The 21,003-nt window shown below is 65.2% G+C and carries 20 protein-coding genes and 1 tRNA gene; 8 read left to right on the top strand and 13 right to left on the bottom strand.

Features of this window, described 5'->3' with window-relative positions:
- Positions 1–3: 3 nt before the first annotated feature.
- Complete coding sequence (locus tag A5775_RS24060; protein ID WP_067258306.1) at positions 4–1,380, top strand: PPE family protein; 1,377 nt, start codon at positions 4–6, stop codon at positions 1,378–1,380.
- A gap of 24 nt (positions 1,381–1,404) precedes the next feature.
- On the opposite strand, the gene A5775_RS24055 is transcribed toward A5775_RS24060, so the two are convergent.
- Entirely contained in the window at positions 1,405–3,369 is a 1,965-nt protein-coding gene (locus tag A5775_RS24055) for a heavy metal translocating P-type ATPase (protein WP_067258303.1), read from the bottom strand.
- Positions 3,370–3,470: 101 nt separating this feature from the next.
- Between A5775_RS24055 and A5775_RS24050 the strand changes: the two genes are divergently transcribed.
- Entirely contained in the window at positions 3,471–3,824 is a 354-nt protein-coding gene (locus A5775_RS24050) for a metalloregulator ArsR/SmtB family transcription factor (RefSeq protein WP_067258300.1), read from the top strand.
- A 263-nt stretch (positions 3,825–4,087) separates the two neighbouring features.
- Positions 4,088–4,354, top strand: coding sequence for a hypothetical protein (locus A5775_RS24045; RefSeq protein WP_067258603.1), 267 nt, complete (start codon positions 4,088–4,090; stop codon positions 4,352–4,354).
- 165 nt (positions 4,355–4,519) lie between these two features.
- Here A5775_RS24045 and A5775_RS24040 read toward each other — a convergent pair.
- The 6 genes from A5775_RS24040 to A5775_RS24020 all read right to left on the bottom strand — a co-directional run bounded on the left by A5775_RS24040 (position 4,520) and on the right by A5775_RS24020 (position 9,150).
- Positions 4,520–4,595 (bottom strand) — tRNA-Arg (locus A5775_RS24040).
- Between the two features lie 356 nt (positions 4,596–4,951).
- Positions 4,952–5,929: a nitronate monooxygenase family protein gene (locus A5775_RS24035; RefSeq protein ID WP_067258296.1), complete on the bottom strand. Its 978-nt coding sequence runs from the start codon at positions 5,927–5,929 to the stop codon at positions 4,952–4,954.
- A gap of 4 nt (positions 5,930–5,933) precedes the next feature.
- On the bottom strand, positions 5,934–6,203 hold the full coding sequence (locus A5775_RS25610; RefSeq protein ID WP_156660833.1) for a hypothetical protein: 270 nt from the start codon (positions 6,201–6,203) through the stop codon (positions 5,934–5,936).
- Between the two features lie 73 nt (positions 6,204–6,276).
- Positions 6,277–7,452, bottom strand: coding sequence for an NADH:flavin oxidoreductase/NADH oxidase (locus tag A5775_RS24030; protein ID WP_067258599.1), 1,176 nt, complete (start codon positions 7,450–7,452; stop codon positions 6,277–6,279).
- Between the two features lie 2 nt (positions 7,453–7,454).
- The gene (locus A5775_RS24025; protein WP_067258292.1) at positions 7,455–8,348 is read right to left on the bottom strand and encodes a hypothetical protein; all 894 of its coding nucleotides are present in this window, start codon (positions 8,346–8,348) and stop codon (positions 7,455–7,457) included.
- 70 nt (positions 8,349–8,418) lie between these two features.
- Positions 8,419–9,150 carry a metalloregulator ArsR/SmtB family transcription factor gene (locus tag A5775_RS24020; RefSeq protein ID WP_067258289.1) on the bottom strand — a complete coding sequence of 244 codons (732 nt, stop codon included), beginning with the start codon at positions 9,148–9,150 and terminating at the stop codon, positions 8,419–8,421.
- Between the two features lie 203 nt (positions 9,151–9,353).
- Here A5775_RS24020 and A5775_RS24015 point away from each other — a divergent pair, with 203 nt between their 5' ends.
- The gene (locus tag A5775_RS24015; RefSeq protein WP_067258286.1) at positions 9,354–10,229 is read left to right on the top strand and encodes an LLM class F420-dependent oxidoreductase; all 876 of its coding nucleotides are present in this window, start codon (positions 9,354–9,356) and stop codon (positions 10,227–10,229) included.
- Between the two features lie 461 nt (positions 10,230–10,690).
- Positions 10,691–10,906, top strand: coding sequence for a hypothetical protein (locus A5775_RS24010; protein WP_067258283.1), 216 nt, complete (start codon positions 10,691–10,693; stop codon positions 10,904–10,906).
- A gap of 401 nt (positions 10,907–11,307) precedes the next feature.
- Here the strand turns inward: A5775_RS24010 and A5775_RS24005 are convergent, their stop codons facing one another.
- The 5 genes from A5775_RS24005 to A5775_RS23985 all read right to left on the bottom strand — a co-directional run bounded on the left by A5775_RS24005 (position 11,308) and on the right by A5775_RS23985 (position 16,437).
- Positions 11,308–12,132, bottom strand: a complete 825-nt coding sequence (locus A5775_RS24005; RefSeq protein WP_082953152.1) for an LLM class F420-dependent oxidoreductase — start codon at positions 12,130–12,132, stop codon at positions 11,308–11,310.
- A 7-nt stretch (positions 12,133–12,139) separates the two neighbouring features.
- Positions 12,140–13,219 (bottom strand): poly-gamma-glutamate hydrolase family protein, encoded by a 1,080-nt coding sequence (locus A5775_RS24000; protein ID WP_067258279.1) that lies wholly within the window; start codon positions 13,217–13,219, stop codon positions 12,140–12,142.
- Positions 13,220–14,461: an Nramp family divalent metal transporter gene (locus A5775_RS23995; RefSeq protein WP_197512906.1), complete on the bottom strand. Its 1,242-nt coding sequence runs from the start codon at positions 14,459–14,461 to the stop codon at positions 13,220–13,222.
- 83 nt (positions 14,462–14,544) lie between these two features.
- Positions 14,545–15,621, bottom strand: a complete 1,077-nt coding sequence (locus tag A5775_RS23990; protein ID WP_067258273.1) for a diacylglycerol kinase — start codon at positions 15,619–15,621, stop codon at positions 14,545–14,547.
- 24 nt (positions 15,622–15,645) lie between these two features.
- Positions 15,646–16,437 carry an SDR family oxidoreductase gene (locus tag A5775_RS23985; RefSeq protein ID WP_067258268.1) on the bottom strand — a complete coding sequence of 264 codons (792 nt, stop codon included), beginning with the start codon at positions 16,435–16,437 and terminating at the stop codon, positions 15,646–15,648.
- A gap of 512 nt (positions 16,438–16,949) precedes the next feature.
- On the opposite strand from A5775_RS23985, the gene pstS reads away from it, so the two are divergent.
- The 3 genes from pstS to pstA all read left to right on the top strand — a co-directional run bounded on the left by pstS (position 16,950) and on the right by pstA (position 19,991).
- On the top strand, positions 16,950–18,062 hold the full coding sequence (gene pstS / locus A5775_RS23980) for a phosphate ABC transporter substrate-binding protein PstS (RefSeq protein WP_067258263.1): 1,113 nt from the start codon (positions 16,950–16,952) through the stop codon (positions 18,060–18,062).
- A 69-nt stretch (positions 18,063–18,131) separates the two neighbouring features.
- Entirely contained in the window at positions 18,132–19,064 is a 933-nt protein-coding gene (gene pstC, locus A5775_RS23975; RefSeq protein WP_369827913.1) for a phosphate ABC transporter permease subunit PstC, read from the top strand.
- A gap of 24 nt (positions 19,065–19,088) precedes the next feature.
- The gene (pstA, locus tag A5775_RS23970; protein WP_067258256.1) at positions 19,089–19,991 is read left to right on the top strand and encodes a phosphate ABC transporter permease PstA; all 903 of its coding nucleotides are present in this window, start codon (positions 19,089–19,091) and stop codon (positions 19,989–19,991) included.
- Positions 19,992–20,006: 15 nt separating this feature from the next.
- On the opposite strand, the gene A5775_RS23965 is transcribed toward pstA, so the two are convergent.
- The gene (locus A5775_RS23965) at positions 20,007–20,930 is read right to left on the bottom strand and encodes a Ku protein (RefSeq protein WP_067258252.1); all 924 of its coding nucleotides are present in this window, start codon (positions 20,928–20,930) and stop codon (positions 20,007–20,009) included.
- Positions 20,931–21,003: the final 73 nt, after the last annotated feature.

Genomic DNA, 21,003 nt, shown 5'->3' with positions numbered 1-21,003 from the left:
GCAATGGATTTTGGAGCATTACCACCGGAGATCAACTCCGGTCGGATGTACGCCGGTGAAGGCCCGGGCGCAATGTTGGCCGCGGCGTCGGCGTGGGATGGGTTGGCCGCCCAGCTGCACTCTGCGGCAACATCGTATGAGTCGGTGATCTCGAACTTGACCAGCGGTTGGCAGGGGCCGTCCTCGCTGACCATGGCGGCTGCGGCCGCGCCGTATGTGGCGTGGATGAGCGCCACCGCCGCCCAAGCCGAGCAGGCCGCCTCCCGGGCCAGAGCCGCCGCGGCCGCCTACGACGCCGCGTTTACGGCGACCGTGCCCCCGGTCGCGATCGCGGAAAACCGCAGCCGGCTGGCGTCACTCGTGGCGACCAACGTCTTTGGGCAGAACACCGCCGCGATCGCGGCCACCGAAGCGGAGTACGGGCAGATGTGGGCGCAAGATGCCGCGGCGATGTACGGCTACGCCGGATCCTCGGCGATCGCCGCGCAGATGACGCCCTTCAATGCGCCACCGCAAACCACCAACCCGGGCGGGGCCGCCGGTCAATCAGGCGCGGTCGCCCAGGCCGCCGCCGCTGCGCCCACCAACGCGCAGGCGGCTTTGTCGCAGCTGATGTCGTCGACCCCGCGAACCCTGCAAAGCTTCGCATCGCCCTCCGCATTGCAGGCGGCGGATCCGTCGTCATTGGCAACGTGGTTGAACAACCTGAATTCCACGCCGTTGGCGAGGATCGCCGCGAACGTCGAGTTCGTCACCAAAGCCATCCGCCCGGTCAACGACACGTTGCTGAGCCTCAGCTTGGGCCTGGTGGCAACGGCACGGACCTGGAGCGACACGGCGGTCGAACTCGAGGGGCCGATCTTCGCGGCGCTCGGTTCGAGCACCCAGGCGGTGGGCGCCGCCGGCGCGTCGGCAGTGTCTGCGGGTGTCGGCAGTGCGGGTCTGGCGGGCGCGTTGTCGGTGCCGCCGAGTTGGGCCGTGGCCAGCCCCGCGGTCAAGCTGGCCGCCACCGTGTTGGAGTGCACCACCGTGGGTGCCGCTCCTGCGGTCGCGGCCAGCGCGGGTTCCCTCGGTCAGATGGCGTTGGCGGGCTTGGCCGGAGGTGCGCTGGGCGGTGCCGTACCCCGCGCGGTCAGCGGAAGCGCCGCCCAGGGGTTGGGCCGTCGTTCGTCGGACAACGACGCCAAGACCCCGGACAAACTGAAGGCCGTCCTGGCGGAACTGCAGGAGGCGCCGGAGTCCGTTCAGCACTGGCACACCGACAAGGCGCATCTGGAAAGCCTTTTGGATCAGCTGTCGAAGAAACCGGGCGTCCACGCCGTGCACTTGTCCTCCGCCGACAAGTCCAAGGCCACACCGCCACGGGCCACGTGGGGATAGAAAGATCAGTGTGGCGGCGATGCCCTAGGCGACAGACTGCCGACCTGGCGTAGCGGCGCGCCGCCACGCCCTATTCGTAAGCAGGCGTAGCCCGTTGAGGGCAACGAGGATGGTCGAACCTTCGTGCCCGGCCACGCCCAGGGGCAGCGGTAGGTGCCCGACCAAGTCCCAGGCCACCAGGACGCAGATGATGCTTGCCGCGATGATCAGGTTGGCGATCACGACTCGGCGTGCGCGGCGAGCCAGCGCAATGACGGTCGGAATGGCAGCCAGATCGTCGCGAACGGTGACCGCGTCGGCGGTGTCCAGAGTCAAATCGGAACCGGATCGGCCCATGGCGAAGGAAGTATGCGCAGCAGCCATCGCGGGCGCGTCGTTGACGCCGTCGCCGACGACCAGAACGCGATGACCTTCGCTCTCCAGCTTGGTGACCGTGCTGACCTTGTCCTCGGGAAGCAACTCGGCCTGCACTTCGCCGATGCCAACGGTCTCAGCCAAGCGGGCAGCCGCCGAACGGTTATCACCAGTGATCAGTACCGGACCACCCGTCGTCATCGACGTAATGGCGCTCACGGCAGCAACGGCTTCGTCTCGCACGCGGTCATGCAACTCCAGCGCGCCAGCGGGGTCACCATCGACGAAGACGACGACCGCGGTGCCGCCTTGCTGCTCGGCCCTGATCACGGCTGGCAGCTGGTGCTCTGGCGTCGTGCTCGGACTGGTGACTTCTACTTGGCGGGTGCCGACGCGTGCGCGCACCCCGCGCCCCGGCAGTGCCTGGAAGTTCTGCGCTGCGGCGATTGTCAGCCCTTGACCGCGAGCGGCGGCAACGATTGCACGCCCAAGCGGATGCTCGCTGCCGGTCTCGGCGGCAGCGGCCAGTGCGAGAAGTTCGTCGGAGCCGATGCGATCGGGGTTCAGCGCCACAACATTGCTCAGCTGCGGGGTGCCCTCGGTCAGTGTTCCTGTCTTGTCCAGCGCGACGATTGTGGTGTCAGCTAGGTGCTCCATGGCGACGGCGGACTTGATCAGCACGCCGTGGCGACCTGCGTTCGCGATGGCCGACAGCAATGGTGGCATCGTCGCAAGTACGACCGCGCACGGTGACGCCACGATCATGAAGGTCATCGCCCGCAACAGAGTCGGCTGCAAGTCAGCGCCTGCCAGCAGCGGGATCGCGAACAACGCCAGCGTCGCCGCGACTACCCCCGTCGAATAACGCTGCTCAACCTTCTCGATGAAGAGCTGCGTCTTGGCTTTGGTGGCAGAGGCTTCGGCCACCAAAGCGACGATGCGGGCGACCACCGTTTCCGACGGGTCATGCGTCACCTTCACGCGAAGAGCACCCGAGCCGTTAAGCGTGCCTGCGAATACCGCATCGTCCACCCGCTTCACGGCAGGAACCGACTCGCCCGTGATGGTGGATTGGTCAACATCGGAGGTCCCATCGACCACTACGCCATCCGCCGACACTCGTTCACCCGGTCGGATGAGCACTAGATCACCGACACGAACGTGCTGGGCCGGTACGGCATGTTCAGTGCCGTCGGGGCTTACGACGACTGCCTGCTCGGGAGCGAGGTCGAGCAACCCATTGACCGAGTCCTGGGTGCGCTTGGTGGCGACATCCTCCAAGGCACCCGAGGTCGCGAAGATGATGATGAGTAGCGCGCCGTCGAAGATTTGCCCTATTGATGCAGCGCCAACTGCCGCCACCACCATCAGCAGGTCCACATCCAGTGTCTTGGCCCGCAATGCCTGTAGCCCATCCCATGCCGGCGCCCAGCCTCCGGCGGCGTAGCACGCGAGATACAGCGTCCACCACAGTGGTGACGGAGCATGAGCTACCTGGGCGACCAACCCGGCCAAGAACAGCACTAGCGCCAAGGCCGCCCACCGCACCGACGCCACGGCCAATAGCCCGCCTAACCGAGTTTGACGAGGTTGCGCGCCCTGGGAACCGATACGTTCGAGCGTGGTTACGGTCATCGAGGCCGTCTCCTACCGAGGTCATCATGCATAGACATGTATACATGTAGAAATCTACATGTATAGTCGCACTCACGTCCATTTGTGCTTGAATATGTGTCATGGGACATGGCGTTGAGGGGCGTGCCACGCCCGCCGCCACCCTCGATTCAGCGGCGGCGTTGAAGGTGGCGGAGACCCTTCAGGCTCTCGCTTCCCCAAACCGGCTACTGATCTTGACGCGGCTTCGTCAATCACCATGCAGTGTCACCGATCTGTCCGCCGCAGTCGGTATGGAACAGCCCGCCGTCTCGCATCAGTTGCGATTGCTGCGGGCGCTCGGCTTGGTCGCGGGCGATCGAGCCGGACGAAACATCGTGTACCGGCTATACGACAGCCACGTCGCACAGCTGCTGGATGAGGCCATCTACCACATTGAGCATCTCCGCCTAGGGGCGCGAGACACCACGGCTTAGGCGGGCTACTTCGACAAAGCCGGAGGCGAGCGGGCTCCCTTCGGAACGTAGCGGAGAAGCTTCTGCCGGATGCGACCGTTGGCCACCCGACACTCCCGAGACCCCGCCCCGATTCCTGTTGTCGTAGGCGGGGTTTGTCGTCGCTTCCACCCCTGAAAGTCGCACGGCGCAAGCCGGTACTTTCCCTCCCGTCTCGCATAATCCCTTGTGCCACAACATGTCTCAGTCTTCGGCTTGCACCCCCGAGTGGCAAGATGGCTCGCATGACAGCCGCAGCCAGCGATCACACCACCGCCGCCCATCCGCGCACCCGCTCGATGGAGTCTTGGCGCGCTCGCAAGGCCTTCATGGCGAGCCGCGGTGAGGTGGACGGCCCTCGTGTCGCCGAGTGCGACTCTGCGCTGTCCTGGTGGCGCACAAGGGCGTTCCTCATCCGCGAGATGAGCCTGACCGAGGAGCGGGCCGACTGGCCGCTGGACCTCATCGACCGGCACGCCGAGGCCGAGCGCACCGAGGCCGTGGCTCGGTGACCGCGCGGCGCTACACGGCCTGATACCTCTGCTCGGCCACGGCTCACTCCCTGACCTAGGGAGTGTCAAGAATCAACCGAAGTAACTGTCAACCATCAGCCGAAACACTGTCAGACATCACCCGAAGTAGAAATGTCACGCATCAACCGACGTCATACACGCGTTTGGTGCCCCCGGCAGGATTCGAACCTGCGACACCGGCTTTAGGAGAGCCGTGCTCTATCCCCTGAGCTACGAGGGCGAGGGTGTGGGACCTATCGAGAATAGGTGTTGACAACCCTAGGGACGATTCATGCTAGTCGGCAGTCCGCAGGTTCGCGGAATCAGGCGTTTGCTAAGCGATGCCCGTGATGTTGGTGAGTCCGATGAGGCGGTTCGTTGATCGCCGGGTAGACGAGGAATCTCGGGTCGTCGATGGGCCAGTTCGTCACGAACGGGGCGGCCACCCGGTCCAGAGTCGCTTCTCGATCATCCCATGCCGGGGATGGTGTTGACCGTCGGAGTCAGCCGCCGCTTGGCTCGGTCGATAAGGTGGTGCGGGGTGCTGACGGTGGCCATCGAATCTCTTCATCTCCGTTGGGCCACACCGGATTCGGCTTAGGTGAGTATTGATGACGCCCTGGATCGCAAGATCTGTTCGGCCTCACCACAGATCCGTTCCAGCACCTCGGCGGCGGGACGTATCGGGTCGATCGATGCGGCACCCTGCCCGTAGGCGATCGGATCGGTCTCCGGGTTGGGTTCGTCGACCAGGAACGGATTTTCGCCGGCCATCTCCTCGCGGCGCTGCTCCAACTCGGCTTCCCGGAGCGCCCACTCGTCGGTGAACCGATTGCGGCGCACGCGTTCCCCGATGGAGCGCGGCCACGGCAGGCCGCTGACGATGTCGTAGGCGCGAGTGCGAATCGTGTCGGTGCCATCGGAAGCGACGATGAGTTTCTTGTGCGCGTCACGGACCTCGGTCACCTCGGGAGTGGCCAGGAAGGCGGTGCCCATCACGGCTCCGTCCGCGCCGGCGGCCAGCGCGCCGGCGAACGTGCGTCCGCCGCTGATGCCGCCTGCCGCGAGGAGCGGGACATCGGGATGCCGGGTGGCCACGGCGGACAGCAGCGGCAGCAACGCCATCGTCCCGGTGTGTCCACCGGCCTCGGTGCCCTGCGCGACGAGAACGTCGGTGCCGGCCTCCACCGCCCGATCCGCGTCCTCGAGCGTCTGGACCTGGCAGATCGTGCGGGCTCCGGCGGCGGCCGCCCGCCCGATCCACGGTTTCGGGTCGCTGAAGGAGAAGACGACGGCCGGGGGCGCCGCGGCCAGGGCGGCATCGAACAGTGGCGCGCCAAAGCCCAGGAACGGGGTGATGAAGCCGACCGCGAAAGGACGATCGGTCTGAGCGCGGATCGCCGTCACCTGAGTGTCGATCCAGTCCGGTCCCTTCGGGTTCATGCCTCCGAATGAACCCAATGCGCCCGCCGACGAGACCGCCGCGGCGATCGTCGCCCCACTGTGCATCGCCATCGGCGCGGACATGACCGGGTACCGTAGGCCGAACATCTCGGTGAATCGCGTGCGCAACATCGACTCAGATCACCTCGCTAAATTTTTCAGACTGCAACTTGAATGATTGTTCACTGATTCGTGTGTACGAGTTCATCAACTCCAATTGGCGGGCGTGGAAATACATAAGATTTGGCCGTCTTTGAGTTCTATGATCTGTGCTTCGCACCGGCCAGGAAATCCAGCAGCAATCGGTTGATCTCCTCGGTCGCTCCTGCTGCAGCCAGTCGCCGGCATCCTCGGTGTGCAGCACTTTCCCGTTGGTCTCGATGTCGCGTTCGGTTATCGCCGTCATGTCACGACCATTCCTTCATCGCACCGGCGCCAATCATGACTTCACCCCTGTCAGATGTTCTTTTATTTCCTATTCATCTCAGGGCGTTCGAGGAATGTGGTTTGTTATTCGATGGCTCGGGCCAGCCGATATTCGGTTGGAACGCACTTGAAGCCTGCAGCCACCAGCTCCAGTCCTCCGGCAGCAGTAAGAACTCGGCTTTGACGCCGAGTTCCCGGGCGGCCCACACCGGCCAGTGCGGGTTGGCCAGCGCCGGGCGGCCGAGCAGCACCACGTCGATCTTGTCGTCGCGGATCGCCCGGTCGGCGTCGGCGGGCACACCCAGGTTCCAGCTGACCGCCACGGGGATGCCGACCTCGCGGCGGGCTCGCGCGCCTCGCTCCACCCACGCCGAGGGCTGCAGGAACAACGGATCGCGCACATCGTCGGTGTTGCCGCCCATCGACAGGTCGACCAGATCCAGGCCGTGCTCTTTGAGCCAGCCCATCACCTGCAGCGATTCCTCGAACGTCACCCCGCCGGGATGGAAGTCATCAGAGCCCAGCCGGGCGGTCAACGGCAGCCGCTCGGGCCACACCTGCCGCACCGCGTCGAGCGCTTCGAGGAGAAACCTGGCCCGGTTGGCCAGGCTGCCGCCGTAGTCGTCGGTGCGGTGATTGGCCAGGGGCGAGTAGAACTGTGAGGCCAGATAGCCGTGTGCGAAATGCAGCTCCAGCCACTGGTAGCCGGCCTGCAGGGCCCGGGCGGCGGCCTCGGCGTACTGCCGGTGTACCGCACCGATCTCCTCGCGGGTCAGCGCATGCACCGGATAGGTCCGCTTGCCGAAACCGTAGGGAACGTCCGACGGCCCCACCACCTGCCAGCCCTCCGGGTCATCCGGCGCCAATTGGCGCCCCAACTCCCCGGCCACCCACGGCTTGACCTCACTGCCGTTGCGCCCGGTGTGGCCCAACTGAATCCCGGGCACCGCACCCATGTCCTTGACCATCGCCGTGACCCGGGCATGGCTTTCGATCTGGTCGTCGTCGTAGATCCCGGCGCAGTGCACCGAGGTGCGACCCTCCGGCGCGATCGCCACCTGCTCGGCGAAGATCAGCCCGAAACCACCGGCGGCCCGCGCACCCAGATACATCAGGTGAAAATCGTTCATCTTGCCGTCCACCGACCGGTACATCGTCATCGGCGACATCCCGATCCGATTCCGCAGCGTCACATCCTTGAGCCCGAACGGACTGAACAAGTCGGGCATGATCACTCCCGGCCCGTGTTGACCAGTGCGGCAAGGTCTTGCGGTCCGGCCGGGTAACCGCCCGCGGCCTGGATCTGTGCGGACCACCCGCCCACGATGCGAAGCAGTTCGTCGAGATCGTCACCGAGGGCGGCAATGATCGGGGCGCACCCGTCGTCGGTGGTCACCTCGACCGCCTCGCGGGCGGTCCGTCCGCTGTCGGTGAAGGCGCCGTCGCGGACCAGCCCCCGCGACTGCAGCCGCTGCTCGGCCGCATCGAGGTCCCCGTCGCTCCAGGCTCTGGTGCGCACATAGCTGCGCGGTGGCACCCCCCAGTAGAGCTCGGTGATCAGGCCGATCTCCACCGCATCGAAACCGGCGGTGGTCCAGGCGTTGACGTGGACATCGCCGCGATATTCCCGCAACTGGTCGGCCAATCGCCACGCGTCGGCCAGCGGCCCACCGGGCAGGCCCTGGGCGACCAAACCGGAGAACAGCGGATTGCCGGCTAGGGACAGCCGCTCGGTCGCCCGGTGCAGCAGTTCGACCGCCCGGTCGAGCCCCTCCGGCGCGGCGCCGAGGATGCGCCGAAGTTGCTGCACCGCACCGTCGGTGCGGGCCGCGCAGATCGTCTGTGCGTCGGTCAGGGTCCAGCCGTAATTGACCGCCGGTATCACCGCCGCCGGGTCGAATACCCCGAAAGCCGCGGCGATCACCGCGCCGGGCACCTGCCCCATCACCGAGCCGCGGCTGCAGAAATAGGCGGGGCCGTCGGGCATCTCGACTTCGCCCGCCTTGCCCGGGCTGGGGCCGAATCCCAGTGCCGCATAGCCCTGGTGGCACTCCGGGGAGAAGTACACCTGTCCGGCGAAGGGTTCAATCGCCAGAGCGAGGGCTCGAGACGGCGGGACGTTCATGCGGAATCTCCTCGGGGTGCGGCATTCGTGGTTGTGAAGGCCGTTGCGCTTTGCACTGTCGGCTTACGGTTTACCCGTCGTGGTTTCGTGTCTGCTGCCGTGCCGGTTTGCGTCCGCGGCGGGACGGTTTCTTGGCCCCATTCCGTTGGGCACGCAACACGACACAGCATCGGTCCTCACGCGGCGCCAACACCGCCCGCCCAGGGCTCTCGCCGGTCGCCTTGAGCATGCCGCGGATCAGTTGCAGGTTGAGACCGCACACCAACTCGCGGTACTGGCCCGCCAGAAAATGGAAAGGACAGTTACGCAATTCAATGTCGCCATCGGCTCTCGGAGCAGGTTCGTACCCGCACACGTGCAGCGCATCGTTCATACCCTTGTCTGCCACGCTGGCCCGGCCGGCCTGGCGTGCCGCGGCCGCCAGCGCCGAGGCAACCTTTCCCGACTCGTCGGCGTCCACGGCTTCGGCGAGCAGCTTGGCTAACAACCGATAGTTGCGCGGTGGCACGCTCGCCCACAATTCCTGTTGGGTACGCGCGTATCGCTTGGCGGGACGCCCGGCCCCGGGACCTGACCGGCCGGAGGGCCGCGCATAACTCACGGCCAGGATCCCCGCCTCGGCCAGCTTGTCGAGGTGGTAGGCGGCGAGCGTGCGGCTGATGCCCACGGCTTTCGCGCTGTCGTCGCGCCCCACCGGCTCGTCACGCGAGGCGACGTATTCGTAGAGGCGGCGTCGGATGGGATCGTCCAGGCTGCTCAGCCCGGGCACGGCATCAAGGCCATCGCCTGCACTGACATCCATATAGCCAATCTAACACCAGCGGATCTTGACGAACCTGGTCAAAGGATCCAAAATCTAAAAATAATAATGCTTGATGATACACAAAGTTGGGGTGGTCGCGGCTTGGGGACACCAGATGCGGCCCGCGGTCGGCCTAGCATGGTGGGTCTCTAAAAATGATGAATATTGCTAGTACGAAGGGGACTGAAAGGACCAGAACCCCAATGGAATTGGGCATACACTTTATCGATTATCTGCCCGGCGATCCGTCGAAGCTGAGCTCGACGTTGGCGCTGGCAGCCAAGGCCGCCGAAGACGGCGGTGCGACGATCTTCACTGTGCAAGATCATTTCTTTCAGATGGAGCAGGTCGGACGCGCACAGGATCCTTGCCTCGAGGGCTACACGGCACTCGGTTTTTTGGCTGGGCAGACCGAGAAGATCGCATTGGGGATGATGGTCACCGGCGTCACATACCGCTATCCCGGAGTGCTGGCCAAAACAATCACCACCCTCGATGTCCTCTCGCGAGGCCGGTCGATGTTGGGTCTCGGAGCCGCCTGGTACGAACGCGAGCACGTCGCGTTGGGCGTTCCGTATCCACCGCTAGCTCAGCGATTTGAGATGCTGGAGGAAACGCTGCAGATCTGCCGGCAGATGTGGAGCGACAACGACGGGCCCTATGTCGGCAAGCACTATCAGTTGGCTGAGACGATCTGTGAGCCGAAACCGATTCGACGCCCCCCGATCCTGATCGGCGGTGGGGGCGAGAAGAAGACACTGCGGTTGGTGGCGCAGTACGCCGACGTGTGGAACCGCAACGGTGCGGTGCTGACATCGGACGGACTCGAGCACAAGATCGATGTGCTGGCGCGTCATTGCGACGCGGTGGGCCGTGATCCCGCCGAGATCCGGAAGACCGTAGGTGTATTTGCCGACCCTTTCCGCGACCTTGACGGTTACCTCAAAACTGTCGAGCACTACATCAAGCTGGGCATCGCTTTGATCCACGTCGGTCCGCTCCCCGGCGATCCGGACCCTGTCGGGTTCATTCGTCGCGTCGGGGACGAGCTGGTGCCCAAGTTAAAAGCCATGTGCTGACCGCCTGTCCGCTGAATGGGCGGCTAGCAACCCATCTGGGTGCTGTCATCGAGGTCTGTCGTCGCCATGCCGTTGGTGCCCAGCGCCTTTCGTGTGTATGCGACGCGGCCGACCGCTCGTACCTGATATTCGTGTGTCGGTTCTAACATTAATACATCTTGACGAATCGCACTCTGGCGGATCAGACTCTAAAAGTAACCTTCATTATTGAAACATCGGTAGCTCTTTGAAGTCAGAATGTAGATGACCATTAGCCGCGACCCCTGCGTTTCACCGTCGACAACGCGGGTGCACCCCGCTCGTCACGTCAGATCGACCCAGCAGCGCGAGAAGTGAGTGGGTAAACCGTGTGGTTTGTCCTTCGATGCCAAGACGCGGGGTGCCAATACCGGCGTCGTCGACGGTCGGGCGTCATGAGTGCCTCTGGCGATCGTGCCCGACGTGGCGAGGGAGGAAGCAAAATGTCCGCTGAACAGATACCGGCTGAGACGCTTCGCGAAGGAACGTGGTTCAAGACTCCCGACGGGCTGACCGCATATGTGACCATCATCCACGTCAATGAGCCTCATGGCGAGGTGGCGGTGACTTACCGTTCACCGGTGGTCTTCGGCACCCACGTCTACAGATTGGGAAGTCTGGTGCCCTTGACTTCGGCGCCGACCGTCCCGCTTCGATGAACGAACATCTGCCCAACCTCGCCGGTGCGGTCAACGATCGTGTATCGGGAACATGAGCCGCTTCCGTTGACTGGATGCGCCGTTTGGTTTCCAAATATATTGTCGGCCAAGCAATCTTGAGTAATCACGCCATATGACTGGTTTCGAACACCCGATTAACTCTCGAAAGCCCGAGGTCCCATCATCTGAAAGGCCGAGTGGGATCCGGCTCAACCACCGTTACTTCGTGGTGTCGGCGCTCGGCCAGCCTCCGGAATGCAATCGGCTCAACCCGCGCGGGATCGCACCGTTTCGCTGCCTCGATCCGCTGCGCTGGGTCACAGCCAGCTGCGGTGCGCTCTAGGTGGCGCGATAACCGGTTGTGTCGCAGTCCCGGTTCTCGAAGACGAGAAGATACGGCGTCAGCGCAGTTCGGCGATCACCTTCGAGAAGTTCTCGATGTTGTTGTCCTGCACGGTGAAGGACGACACACCGTACTTTTCCCGGTATGCGCACAACGTGTCGGCGATCTCGCGGGGGGAACCGCTGAGCACCGAGGGCTGGGACAGGATCTCCTCATCGGACAGGTCCGGGGCGTAGCTGCGGGTCAGCTTCAAATCGGGCTCAGTCTCGCCGGCGCGCGGCATCGCCGTGATCGCCAGATTCAGCTCGAGTGAATCGAACCGATCCCCGGCGGCGTTGCGGACGAAGTCGACCCGCTCGGCGAACGAGTCCTCGACGTCGCGGACCTTAGAGCCGGTCAATCCGATGATGTCGGCGTTGCGGGCCGCGATGGTCAGCACCCGGTCACCATTTCCGGCGATGATCAGCGGCGTCGACGGGTGGTGTTCCTTCAAGTACTTCGTCATGTGCTCGAGGTAGTCGACCCGGGCGCCGGCGCTGGGATAGGGGATCTCGGCCGCTTCGAACTCTTCCCGGACGTAGCCGGTGCCGAGCCCGATCTCGAGACGGCCGTCGCTGAGCAGATCCAGAGCTTGCATGTCCCGGCTGAGCAGGGCCGGCTTGTAGAACGCGGAATTGAGCACATACATGCTCAGCTTCAGCGTCGTGGTGACCATCGCGACCGCGGTCAGGGTCGGAAACGGCGCCGCCGCGCCCAAATGGTCGGGCACGCAAAGAATATCGAAGCCAGCGTCTTCGGCACGTTTGGCTTTGTCGAGCAGCGCCTCGCGCGACTTGAAGAACCGCATGCTCATTCCGAAGCGAAAATCCTTGGCCACCAACAACCTCCGTTTAACGATCCGACGACATTGACCAACTACGAGCGGCGTCCGCCAGCCCCTGGATCAGGGCACTGGTGACCGACGACAAACCGTCATCGCCCGGCAGCGGGCTGCGCGGGCTGATCCCCCGGACCCGCGCCGAGAGCTCCAGCTGCGTTCCGCCCTCACGCACCCGATTCACCGGGTTCCGCGCGTGCAGGCCGCGCAATTCCGGTGGAACGTCGTCGAGGTCGGTGATCACCTGGTAACCGGTCAGCCGGATGTGACGGGCCAAGTGGGCGGCCAATTCCCGGTTGTGGCCGCCGGCCAGCAGTTGGGTGCTGCGACCGTCGCGGCCATAGCCATGCAGCGACACCGCGACGTCGACATGGTCGAGGAACTCGGCGAGCCGCGGCGACTCGGCCGGATCGAACAGGGCCGACGGCAGGTGATGCGGATAGCGTTCGGGATGACGCACCACATACACCGAAGCGCCGGCGGCCTCCGCGGCACGCTCGGCGATCACATCGGTCATCTCTTCCAGCCCGCCACCATGGATGGCGAGAAAGCCGAAACGCGAACGCAATTGGCTGCTCTCGCTCATCCTCGGCTCGCTCAACAACGCTGAAAGCGACTGTGGCGCAAGTGCGGTCGCTGACGCCGATTTCGGCCGAGGCCAGCCCGCGGGGTCCCAGCGGCGTAGGAAGTCGACCCAGCGTTGCGGCAACCCATGCTGGGTGGCGCCGTCGATGATCTTGGGCAGGTAGCCCGGGCGCGGGGGCCCCGGCGTCACCCGGTGGTCGATGTAGACCCACGCCGGCGCCGGCCCGCCGTCGGTGTGCACGGTCATCTCGTCGCGGCGGTAGCGCACCGGCACACCCTCGGCGCTGTCCAGCGTCGCCAGGTCACCGTCGGAGATCTGCCAAACCACCCCGTACACGTGGTTACCGGCGAGCGGTTCGACGGTGGCCACGCCGCGCTGGTTGATCAGCCAGTCGTGATCGGCCAGCACCGCAGGCCGCGGATCGGCGGCGTCGGGACAGCGCCGCGCCATCTGCCTCACGCACAGGTTCGAGCCGTATGCGAAGTACAGATGCCGCAGGGCCGGCATTCAGCCGGTCACCGTCAGCCAAACGAGCACCATGTTAAGCAGACTAATCAATATGCCGACGCCCCAGCCAAGAATCGTCGTGATGCGGTGATTGACGTCGCCACCCATCAGGTCGCGATTGCTGGTCAGCTTGATCAAAGGCAGCACCGCAAAAGGTATTCCGAACGACAGCACCACTTGGGACAGGACCAGTGCGCGGGTGGGGTCGAATCCGACCGCCAGGATCACCAGGGCGGGCACCAGGGTGACCACTCGCCGCACCACCATGGGAATCGACCGGTGCAGCAACCCCTGCATGATCATGGCGCCGGCGTAGGCGCCCACCGACGAGGACGCCAGACCCGACGCGAGCAGACCGATCGCGAACAGCACCGCGATGGTCGCGCCCAGCGTGGTGTGAATGGCGGCATAGGCGCCCTCGATGGAGGCGCTCACGTTGCGATCCTGCAGGTTGATCGCGGCGACCAACAGCATCGCGGCGTTCACCGTGCCCGCGACCGCCATCGCGAGGACGACGTCCCAGCGGGTGATGCGCAGCAGCAGGCGGCGATGCGATCCGTCGTCGGGATGCCCGTGCCGGTCCAGGACCAGGCCCGAATGCATGTACACCGCATGCGGCATCACGGTGGCCCCCAGGATGGCGGCGGCCAGCAGCACGCTCTCGGTGCCGCGGAATCTCGGCACCAGCCCGCCGAACACGTCGTGGGGAGGCGCCGTCTTGACGAAGAAGCTCGCCGCGAACCCGATCGCGATGACCAGCAGCAAGCCGGTGATGACCCGCTCGAAGATGATCTGCCCGCGTCGGTCCTGAATGCCCAGCAACAGCAAGGCCACCACGCCGGTGACCAGCCCGCCGACCATCAGCGGCAAACCGAACAGGATGTGCAGGGCGATGGCCCCGCCGACGACTTCGGCCGCGTCGGTGGCGACCGCCACGAGTTCGGCCTGCGCCCAATACACCAGCCGCAGTGGACGGCTCATCCGCCTGCCCAGGGCGGCCGGCAACGAGCGCCCGGTGACCAGCCCGAGCTTGGCCGACAGGTACTGCACCAGGCCCGCGAGGACGTTGGCCGCGACGATCACCCATAGCAGCAGGTAGCCGTACTGCGAACCGGCGCTGACGTTGGCCGCGACGTTTCCCGGGTCGACGTAGGCGATCGCGGCGACGAACGCCGGGCCGAGCAGATACCAGTTGCCCTTGAGCGAGCCCTGGGTGCGCTGCGCCAACGTGCCGACCTCGATTCACTTCACCGAATAAGAAAGTGAGGTTAGTCGAACATCCTGACGGCACGCGCAGCGGCGGTCGCGTTTCCTGGCCCCGCGGCTCACTCCGGAAGGTAGAGCCCCTTGCCGGTGATCAGCGGCAAGTCGAGAGTCGTCACGATTCCCGGCGGGGCGGCCACCACCGCGGGGATCGCGTTGACGACACGCATCGCGGTGGCCACCAATCCCGCGTGGTTGTGATCGCCCTTGCGGCTGCTCAGGCAGATGTCCATGGCGTAGGACGGTTCACCGGTGATCTCGATGCGGTAGGAGCCGCCGTGCTGTGCGGGCTGCGGCCACTCGGGGCACAGGTCCTCGCGCAGCCGGGTGACGTGTTCGAGGACGACGGCGGGCTGGCCGTTGACCACGCCGGACACCTCGAAGCGCAGCGCCGCGGCGGTGCCCTTGGCGATGTGACCCGAGGCGATGTCGAAGTCCTCGGGGGCCGGTACGCGAACGTGTGACTGGGTGACCTCGTCAAGTGAAATACCAAGGCCCGCCGCCATTTGCCGGATCACCGAACCCCAGGCCAGGCTGAGCACACCGGGCTGCAGCAGCATGGGAATGTCGTCCAGTGGCTTACCGAAGCCCATCACGTCGAACATGACCGCGGCGCTGTCATAGGTGGCGTAGTCGATGATCTCCATGCACCGGATCTGCTGGATGCTCTGGCAGGTGCCGGCCAGCGCCAGCGGCAGCAGGTCGTTGGCGAAGCCGGGATCGATGCCGTTGACGTACAGGCTTGAATTGCCTTCGCGCGCGGCGTCTTCCAGCGGCTTGATCATCTCCTCGGGGATCACCTGCCACGGATACTGCAAGAACACCGGGCCGCTGCCGACGATGTTGATCCCGGCCGCCAACACGCGCCGGTAATCCTCGAGCGCCTCGGGCAGCCGGTTGTCGGCCAGCGCGTTGTACACGGCGCATTGGGGCCCGGTGGCGAGTACGGCGTCCAGGTCGGTGCTGGCGAGCACACCGGTCGACTCCGCGAGGCCGGCTAGTTCCGCCGCGTCTTTACCGGCCTTGGCGTCCGAGGACACCCAGACGCCTTTCAGTTCGAACCCCGGATTGGTGATGAGCGCCCGCAGCGCGTGGATACCGACGTTGCCGGTGCCCAGTTGGACGACGGGGATGGGCATGACGTGCTCCTTAGCGGTCGTGGGTCACAGATCCGGGACGGGGATGTCGAGATTGGGAAAGGTGAGGCCGCCGTCGACCTCGAGCGTCTTGCCGGTCAGGAAGTCGCCCGCCGGGGAGGCCAAATAGACTGCGGCAGCGGCAATGTCGACCGGATCGCCGAGACGGCGCATCGGCGTGGCCTTCTCCATCGGTGCCCGCAACTCGTCGTTGGAGGCCACCACGTCGAGCGCGGAGGTGAGGATCGATCCCGGTGCGATCGCGTTGACACGAATCCTCGGGCACAGATCCAGCGCGGTGAGCCGGGTGTAGTGCGACAGCGCGGCCTTGGCGGTGCCGTAGGCCGCGAAGCCGCGTCCGGCCAGCCGGCCCATCGTTGAGGTGATGTTGATGATGCTGCCGCCGCCGGAGTGCTCGAGCATCAACGGCACGGCCGCGAGGGTCAGCGCGTGGGCGGTGCCGACGTTGAACGTGAAGGCGTCTTTGAGATCCTTCGTCGAGGTCGTCAGCAATGTGTTGGGCATGGTTCCACCGACGTTGTTGACGACGATGTCTAGTTTGCCGAAGGCTTCGACGGCCTGACCGGCCAGCTCTGCGGTGGACTCGGGATGCGCCAGGTCGGCGGCCACGATGTGGGCCCGGCGCCCGGCGGCGCGGACCTGTTCGGCGACGGCCTCTAGTTGAGATTCAGTTCGCGAGGCGATGAGAACATCCGCGCCTGCCTCGGCGAAGGCCAACGCAATGGCGGCCCCGAGGCCACGGCCTGCACCGGTGATGACGGCGACTTTGTCGTCGAGACGGAACCTGTCAAGGATCATTGCGGCCTCTCCTGTTTTCGGTGTCAGCCGACACCGTAGCAAGCCGCGCCGCCTCGGATCGGACATTTCTAGAACAAGTTCTACTTTTTCGTCGTCCCAGGCGATGCGGCCTGCCGGTCACTGCGCTGCCCCGCCGCGGTCGCGTCAGCGACTCGCGCGCGGTGAACGCCCTCATGCAAAGCGCCATCGGCGCCGACCAGGATGGCTTGGCAGACGACGAGTACTCCCGGTGCCGGAGTCATCAACGCCATCGCCCGACCTGACGAGCCGGTCGCCGTGTCACTCGGCGGGCAGGTCGAATCCTTTGCTGGTGATCGCCGACGACGCGACGTCATGGTGGGCTTTCGCCCACGCCGCGGCCGGGCGTCACGGCGTTCAGCGGAGAGCGCCGAACAATTTGCTGAACGTTCACCTTGTTACTGTTAGTTTCATAGCTGCGAGACGGGCTGGTCGGCGACCTGTGGCCACTGGCCGGCCGCGATCATGTGTCATCCCGACCGTAAGGAAACGCATTGAAATTCAACCGATTTGGCGCCGTGCTGAGTGTCCTGGGTGCTGGTGCGCTGGCGTTGTCGGGCTGCGGAAGCGATAACAACGCGACTGGGGCCGGTGGGCCGAACGGTTCGACGTCGAGCAAGGTGAGTTGCGGCGGCAAGCAGGCCCTCAAGGCCAGCGGGTCGACGGCCCAGGCGAACGCGATGACCCGCTTTGTCAATGCGTTCGAACAGGCCTGCCCGGGCCAGACGCTGAACTACACGGCCAACGGATCGGGGGCGGGAATCAGCGAATTCACCGGAAATCAAACCGATTTCGGTGGCTCGGACTCACCGCTGGCGGCCAACGAGTACGCCGCCGCGCAGCAGCGTTGCGGTTCGCCGGCGTGGAATCTGCCGGTCGTTTTCGGCCCGATCGCCATCACCTACAACGTGACGGGCCTCGATTCGCTCAGCCTCGACGGACCCACGGCCGCCAGGATCTTCAACGGCGCGATCACGACATGGAATGACCCCGCGATCCAAGCGCTCAACGCCGGTGTCACGTTGCCCGCCGAGCCGATTCACGTCGTCTTCCGCAACGACCAGTCGGGCACCACCGACAATTTCCAGGAATATCTCGACGCCGCCGCGGACGGGGCGTGGGGCAAGGGCGCCGGGAAGACCTTCAAGGGCGGCGTCGGTGAGGGAGCCAAGGGCAACGACGGCACGTCGGCGGCGATCAAGGCCACGGAAGGATCCATCACCTACAACGAATGGTCGTTTGCTCAGGCGCAGAAACTGACCATGGCCAAGATCGTGACTTCGGCCGGCCCGGATGCGGTGCCGATCAGCACCGAGTCGGTGGGCAAGACGATTGCTGGGGCCAAAATCTCCGGCCAGGGAAGCGACCTGGTGCTCGACACGCTGTCGTTCTACAAGCCCAAGCAGCCCGGCTCCTACCCGATCGTCCTGGCGACCTACGAGATCGTGTGCTCGAAGTACCCCGACTCCGGGGTCGGTACGGCGGTGAGGGGGTTCCTGCAAAGCACCCTCGGCGCCGGGCAGAACGGCCTGGCCGACAATGGCTACATCCCGATCCCCGACGCGTTCAAGGCGAGACTGGCTGCTTCCATCAACGCCATCACATAGCCTGAGGTGGTCGTGACACGAGGAACAGCAACCAGCCCGTCGACCGCGGAAGAGCCGGCATCAACGGCGTTGAGTGCACGCGTAGCGCGGCGGGGCGACCGGCTGTTCAAGCTGGCCGCCGCTACCGCCGGTTCGACGATCGTGGTCGCGATCCTGCTGATCGCCGTGTTCCTGTTGTTGCGCGCCCTCCCGTCGTTGCGCGTCAACCACGCAAACTTCTTCACCAGCGCTGAGTTCAGCACCAGCGCCCACCACCTCGCCTTCGGTATCCGCGACCTGCTCATGGTCACGGTGCTCAGCTCGCTCACCGCGCTGGTGCTGTCCGTTCCCATCGCGGTCGGTATCGCCGTGTTCCTCACCCAATACGCGCCGAAGCGCCTGGCGCGCCCGTTCGGCGCGGTGGTGGACCTGCTGGCCGCGGTGCCGTCGATCATCTTCGGGCTGTGGGGGATCTTCGTCCTCGCTCCGCGGATCGAGCCGGTGGCGGCGTTTCTCAACCGCCACCTGGGATGGTTTTTCCTGTTCAAACAGGGCAACGTTTCGCTGGCCGGCGGCGGCACGATCTTCACCGCCGGCGTCGTGCTCTCGGTGATGATCCTGCCGATCGTCACCTCCGTCTCGCGCGAAGTCTTTCGGCAGACCCCCCACATCCAGATGGAGGCGGCGCAGGCGCTGGGCGCCACCAAGTGGGAGGTGGTGCGGATCACCGTGCTGCCGTTCGGCCGCAGCGGCGTCATCGCGGCGTCGATGCTGGGGCTGGGTCGTGCGCTGGGCGAGACCGTCGCGGTGCTGATCATTTTGCGCTCGGCCGCGCGCCCGGGTCACTGGTCGCTGTTCGACGGCGGCTACACGTTCGCCTCGAAGATCGCGTCGGCGGCCGCGGAGTTCAGCGCGCCGTTGCCCACCGGCGCTTACATCTCGGCGGGATTCGCGCTGTTCGTCCTGACGTTCATCGTCAACGCGCTCGCGCGTGCGATCGCCGGCGGCAAGGTCAACGGATGACGCGCAAAGCCGGGAGCGGCGCTCGTGACGGTTGACGTGCATGACCGGCCGGTCAAGGCCGAGGTGTTCAGGCCGCTCAGCTTCCGGCGGCGGATCACCAACAGCGCCGCGACGACCTTCTTCCTCGCCTCGTTCCTCGTCGCGCTGGTGCCTCTGTTCTGGGTGCTGTCGGTCGTGGTCGAACGAGGCTGGTACGCCGTGACGCGGTCGGACTGGTGGTCCCACTCGCTGCGCGGCGTGCTGCCGGAACAGTTTGCCGGCGGGGTGTACCACGCGCTGTACGGGACGCTGGTGCAGGCCGGGGTGGCCGCCGCCCTGGCCGTGCCGCTGGGCCTGATGACCGCGGTCTTCCTGGTCGAATACGGCACTGGCCGCCTGGTGCGGTTGACCACTTTCATGGTCGACGTGCTGGCCGGGGTCCCGTCGATCGTCGCGGCGCTGTTCATCTTCAGCCTCTGGATCGCCACCCTGGGCTTCCAGCAGAGCTCCTTCGCGGTGTCGCTGTCCCTGGTCTTGCTGATGCTGCCGGTGGTGGTGCGCTCCGCCGAGGAAATGCTGAGGTTGGTGCCTGATGACCTGCGCGAGGCCAGCTACGCGCTGGGTGTGCCGAAATGGAAGACCATCGTGCGGATCGTCTTTCCGATCGCGATGCCCGGCATCGTCTCCGGCATCTTGTTGTCCATCGCGCGGGTGATCGGCGAGACCGCGCCGGTGCTGGTGCTGGTCGGCTACAGCCGGTCGATCAACTTCGACATCTTCCACGGCAACATGGCCTCGCTGCCGCTGCTGATCTACACCGAACTCACCAACCCCGAACACGCCGGTTTCCTGCGGATCTGGGGTGCGGCGCTGACGCTGATCATCATCGTCGCCGTGATCAACGTCGTCGCCGCGGCTACGCGCTTCCTGGCTACCCGCAAACGCTGACCGAAACGCGTCGGGTCAGGACTTCGAGGCCGCTTTCTTGGCCGGAGCCTTCTTGGCTGCCGTCTTTTTTGCGGGTGTCTTCTTGGCGGCGGTTTTCTTGGCGGCGGTCTTCCTCGCGGTGGTCTTTTTCGCCGGTGCCTTGCCGTCACCGGAACGCGCCTTCACGCTGGCCTCCAGCTGGGCCAGCAGATCGGAGACGTCTTCGGTCTCGTCCAGCTCCTTGGGCTGCTCCTCGGTGGTAAACGCCTCTCCGCCTTCGAGTTTGGCCTGTACCAGCTCGTGCAGCTGCTCCTGGTAGTCGTCGTGGTAGCGGTCGGGGTTGAACTCTTCGGCCATCGAATCCACCACCTGCCCGGCCATTTTGAGTTCGGCGGGCTTGATCTCGACCTTCTTGTCGAGGATCGGAAAGTCCGGGTCACGAATCTCGTCGGGCCACAACAACGTATGGATCACCATCACGTCGCGCTTGCCGAAGTCCTTGACCCGCAACGCCGCCAGCCGGGTCTTGTTGCGCAGCGTGAAATGCACGATCGCCATCCGGTCCGACTCGGCAAGCGTCTTGGCCAGCAGCACATAGGATTTCGACGACTTGGAGTCGGGTTCCAGGAAATAGCTGCGGTCGAACAACATCGGGTCCACGTCGCTGGCCGGCACGAACTCCAGCACTTCGATCTCGCGGCTGCGTTCTTCGGGCAGGGTGGCGATGTCGTCGTCGGTGATGAGGACCATCTGGCCGTCGTCGGATTCGTAGGCCCGGGCGATGTCACGGTATTCGACGACTTCGCCGTCCACCTCGCACACGCGCTGGTATCGGATGCGGCCGTTGTCCTTGGCGTGCACCTGGTGGAACTTGATGTCGTGGTCCTCGGTGGCGCTGTACACCTTGACCGGAACGTTCACCAGCCCGAACGCGATGGAACCTTTCCAGATGGAGCGCATGTACGTCAGTATGCCCGTACTGTTCGCTGCCTAACAGCATCCGCGCCGTCGCGCCGCTGCTCAGACGCCCGCG

Source organism: Mycobacterium sp. 852002-10029_SCH5224772, from assembly GCF_001667315.1.
Taxonomy (GTDB): Bacteria; Actinomycetota; Actinomycetes; order Mycobacteriales; family Mycobacteriaceae; genus Mycobacterium.
This window is presented reverse-complemented; position numbering and strand designations above follow the sequence as displayed.

Bases quoted from the DNA above. Each gene is read 5' to 3' on its own strand.
- A5775_RS24060 (WP_067258306.1), top strand. From the start codon at position 4: ATGGATTTTGGAGCATTACCACCGGAGATCAACTCCGGTCGGATGTAC.
- A5775_RS24055 (WP_067258303.1), bottom strand. From the start codon at position 3,369: ATGACCGTAACCACGCTCGAACGTATCGGTTCCCAGGGCGCGCAACCT.
- A5775_RS24050 (WP_067258300.1), top strand. From the start codon at position 3,471: ATGGGACATGGCGTTGAGGGGCGTGCCACGCCCGCCGCCACCCTCGAT.
- A5775_RS24045 (WP_067258603.1), top strand. From the start codon at position 4,088: ATGACAGCCGCAGCCAGCGATCACACCACCGCCGCCCATCCGCGCACC.
- A5775_RS24035 (WP_067258296.1), bottom strand. From the start codon at position 5,929: ATGTTGCGCACGCGATTCACCGAGATGTTCGGCCTACGGTACCCGGTC.
- A5775_RS25610 (WP_156660833.1), bottom strand. From the start codon at position 6,203: ATGACGGCGATAACCGAACGCGACATCGAGACCAACGGGAAAGTGCTG.
- A5775_RS24030 (WP_067258599.1), bottom strand. From the start codon at position 7,452: ATGCCCGACTTGTTCAGTCCGTTCGGGCTCAAGGATGTGACGCTGCGG.
- A5775_RS24025 (WP_067258292.1), bottom strand. From the start codon at position 8,348: ATGAACGTCCCGCCGTCTCGAGCCCTCGCTCTGGCGATTGAACCCTTC.
- A5775_RS24020 (WP_067258289.1), bottom strand. From the start codon at position 9,150: ATGGATGTCAGTGCAGGCGATGGCCTTGATGCCGTGCCCGGGCTGAGC.
- A5775_RS24015 (WP_067258286.1), top strand. From the start codon at position 9,354: ATGGAATTGGGCATACACTTTATCGATTATCTGCCCGGCGATCCGTCG.
- A5775_RS24010 (WP_067258283.1), top strand. From the start codon at position 10,691: ATGTCCGCTGAACAGATACCGGCTGAGACGCTTCGCGAAGGAACGTGG.
- A5775_RS24000 (WP_067258279.1), bottom strand. From the start codon at position 13,219: ATGCCGGCCCTGCGGCATCTGTACTTCGCATACGGCTCGAACCTGTGC.
- A5775_RS23990 (WP_067258273.1), bottom strand. From the start codon at position 15,621: ATGCCCATCCCCGTCGTCCAACTGGGCACCGGCAACGTCGGTATCCAC.
- A5775_RS23985 (WP_067258268.1), bottom strand. From the start codon at position 16,437: ATGATCCTTGACAGGTTCCGTCTCGACGACAAAGTCGCCGTCATCACC.
- A5775_RS23965 (WP_067258252.1), bottom strand. From the start codon at position 20,930: ATGCGCTCCATCTGGAAAGGTTCCATCGCGTTCGGGCTGGTGAACGTT.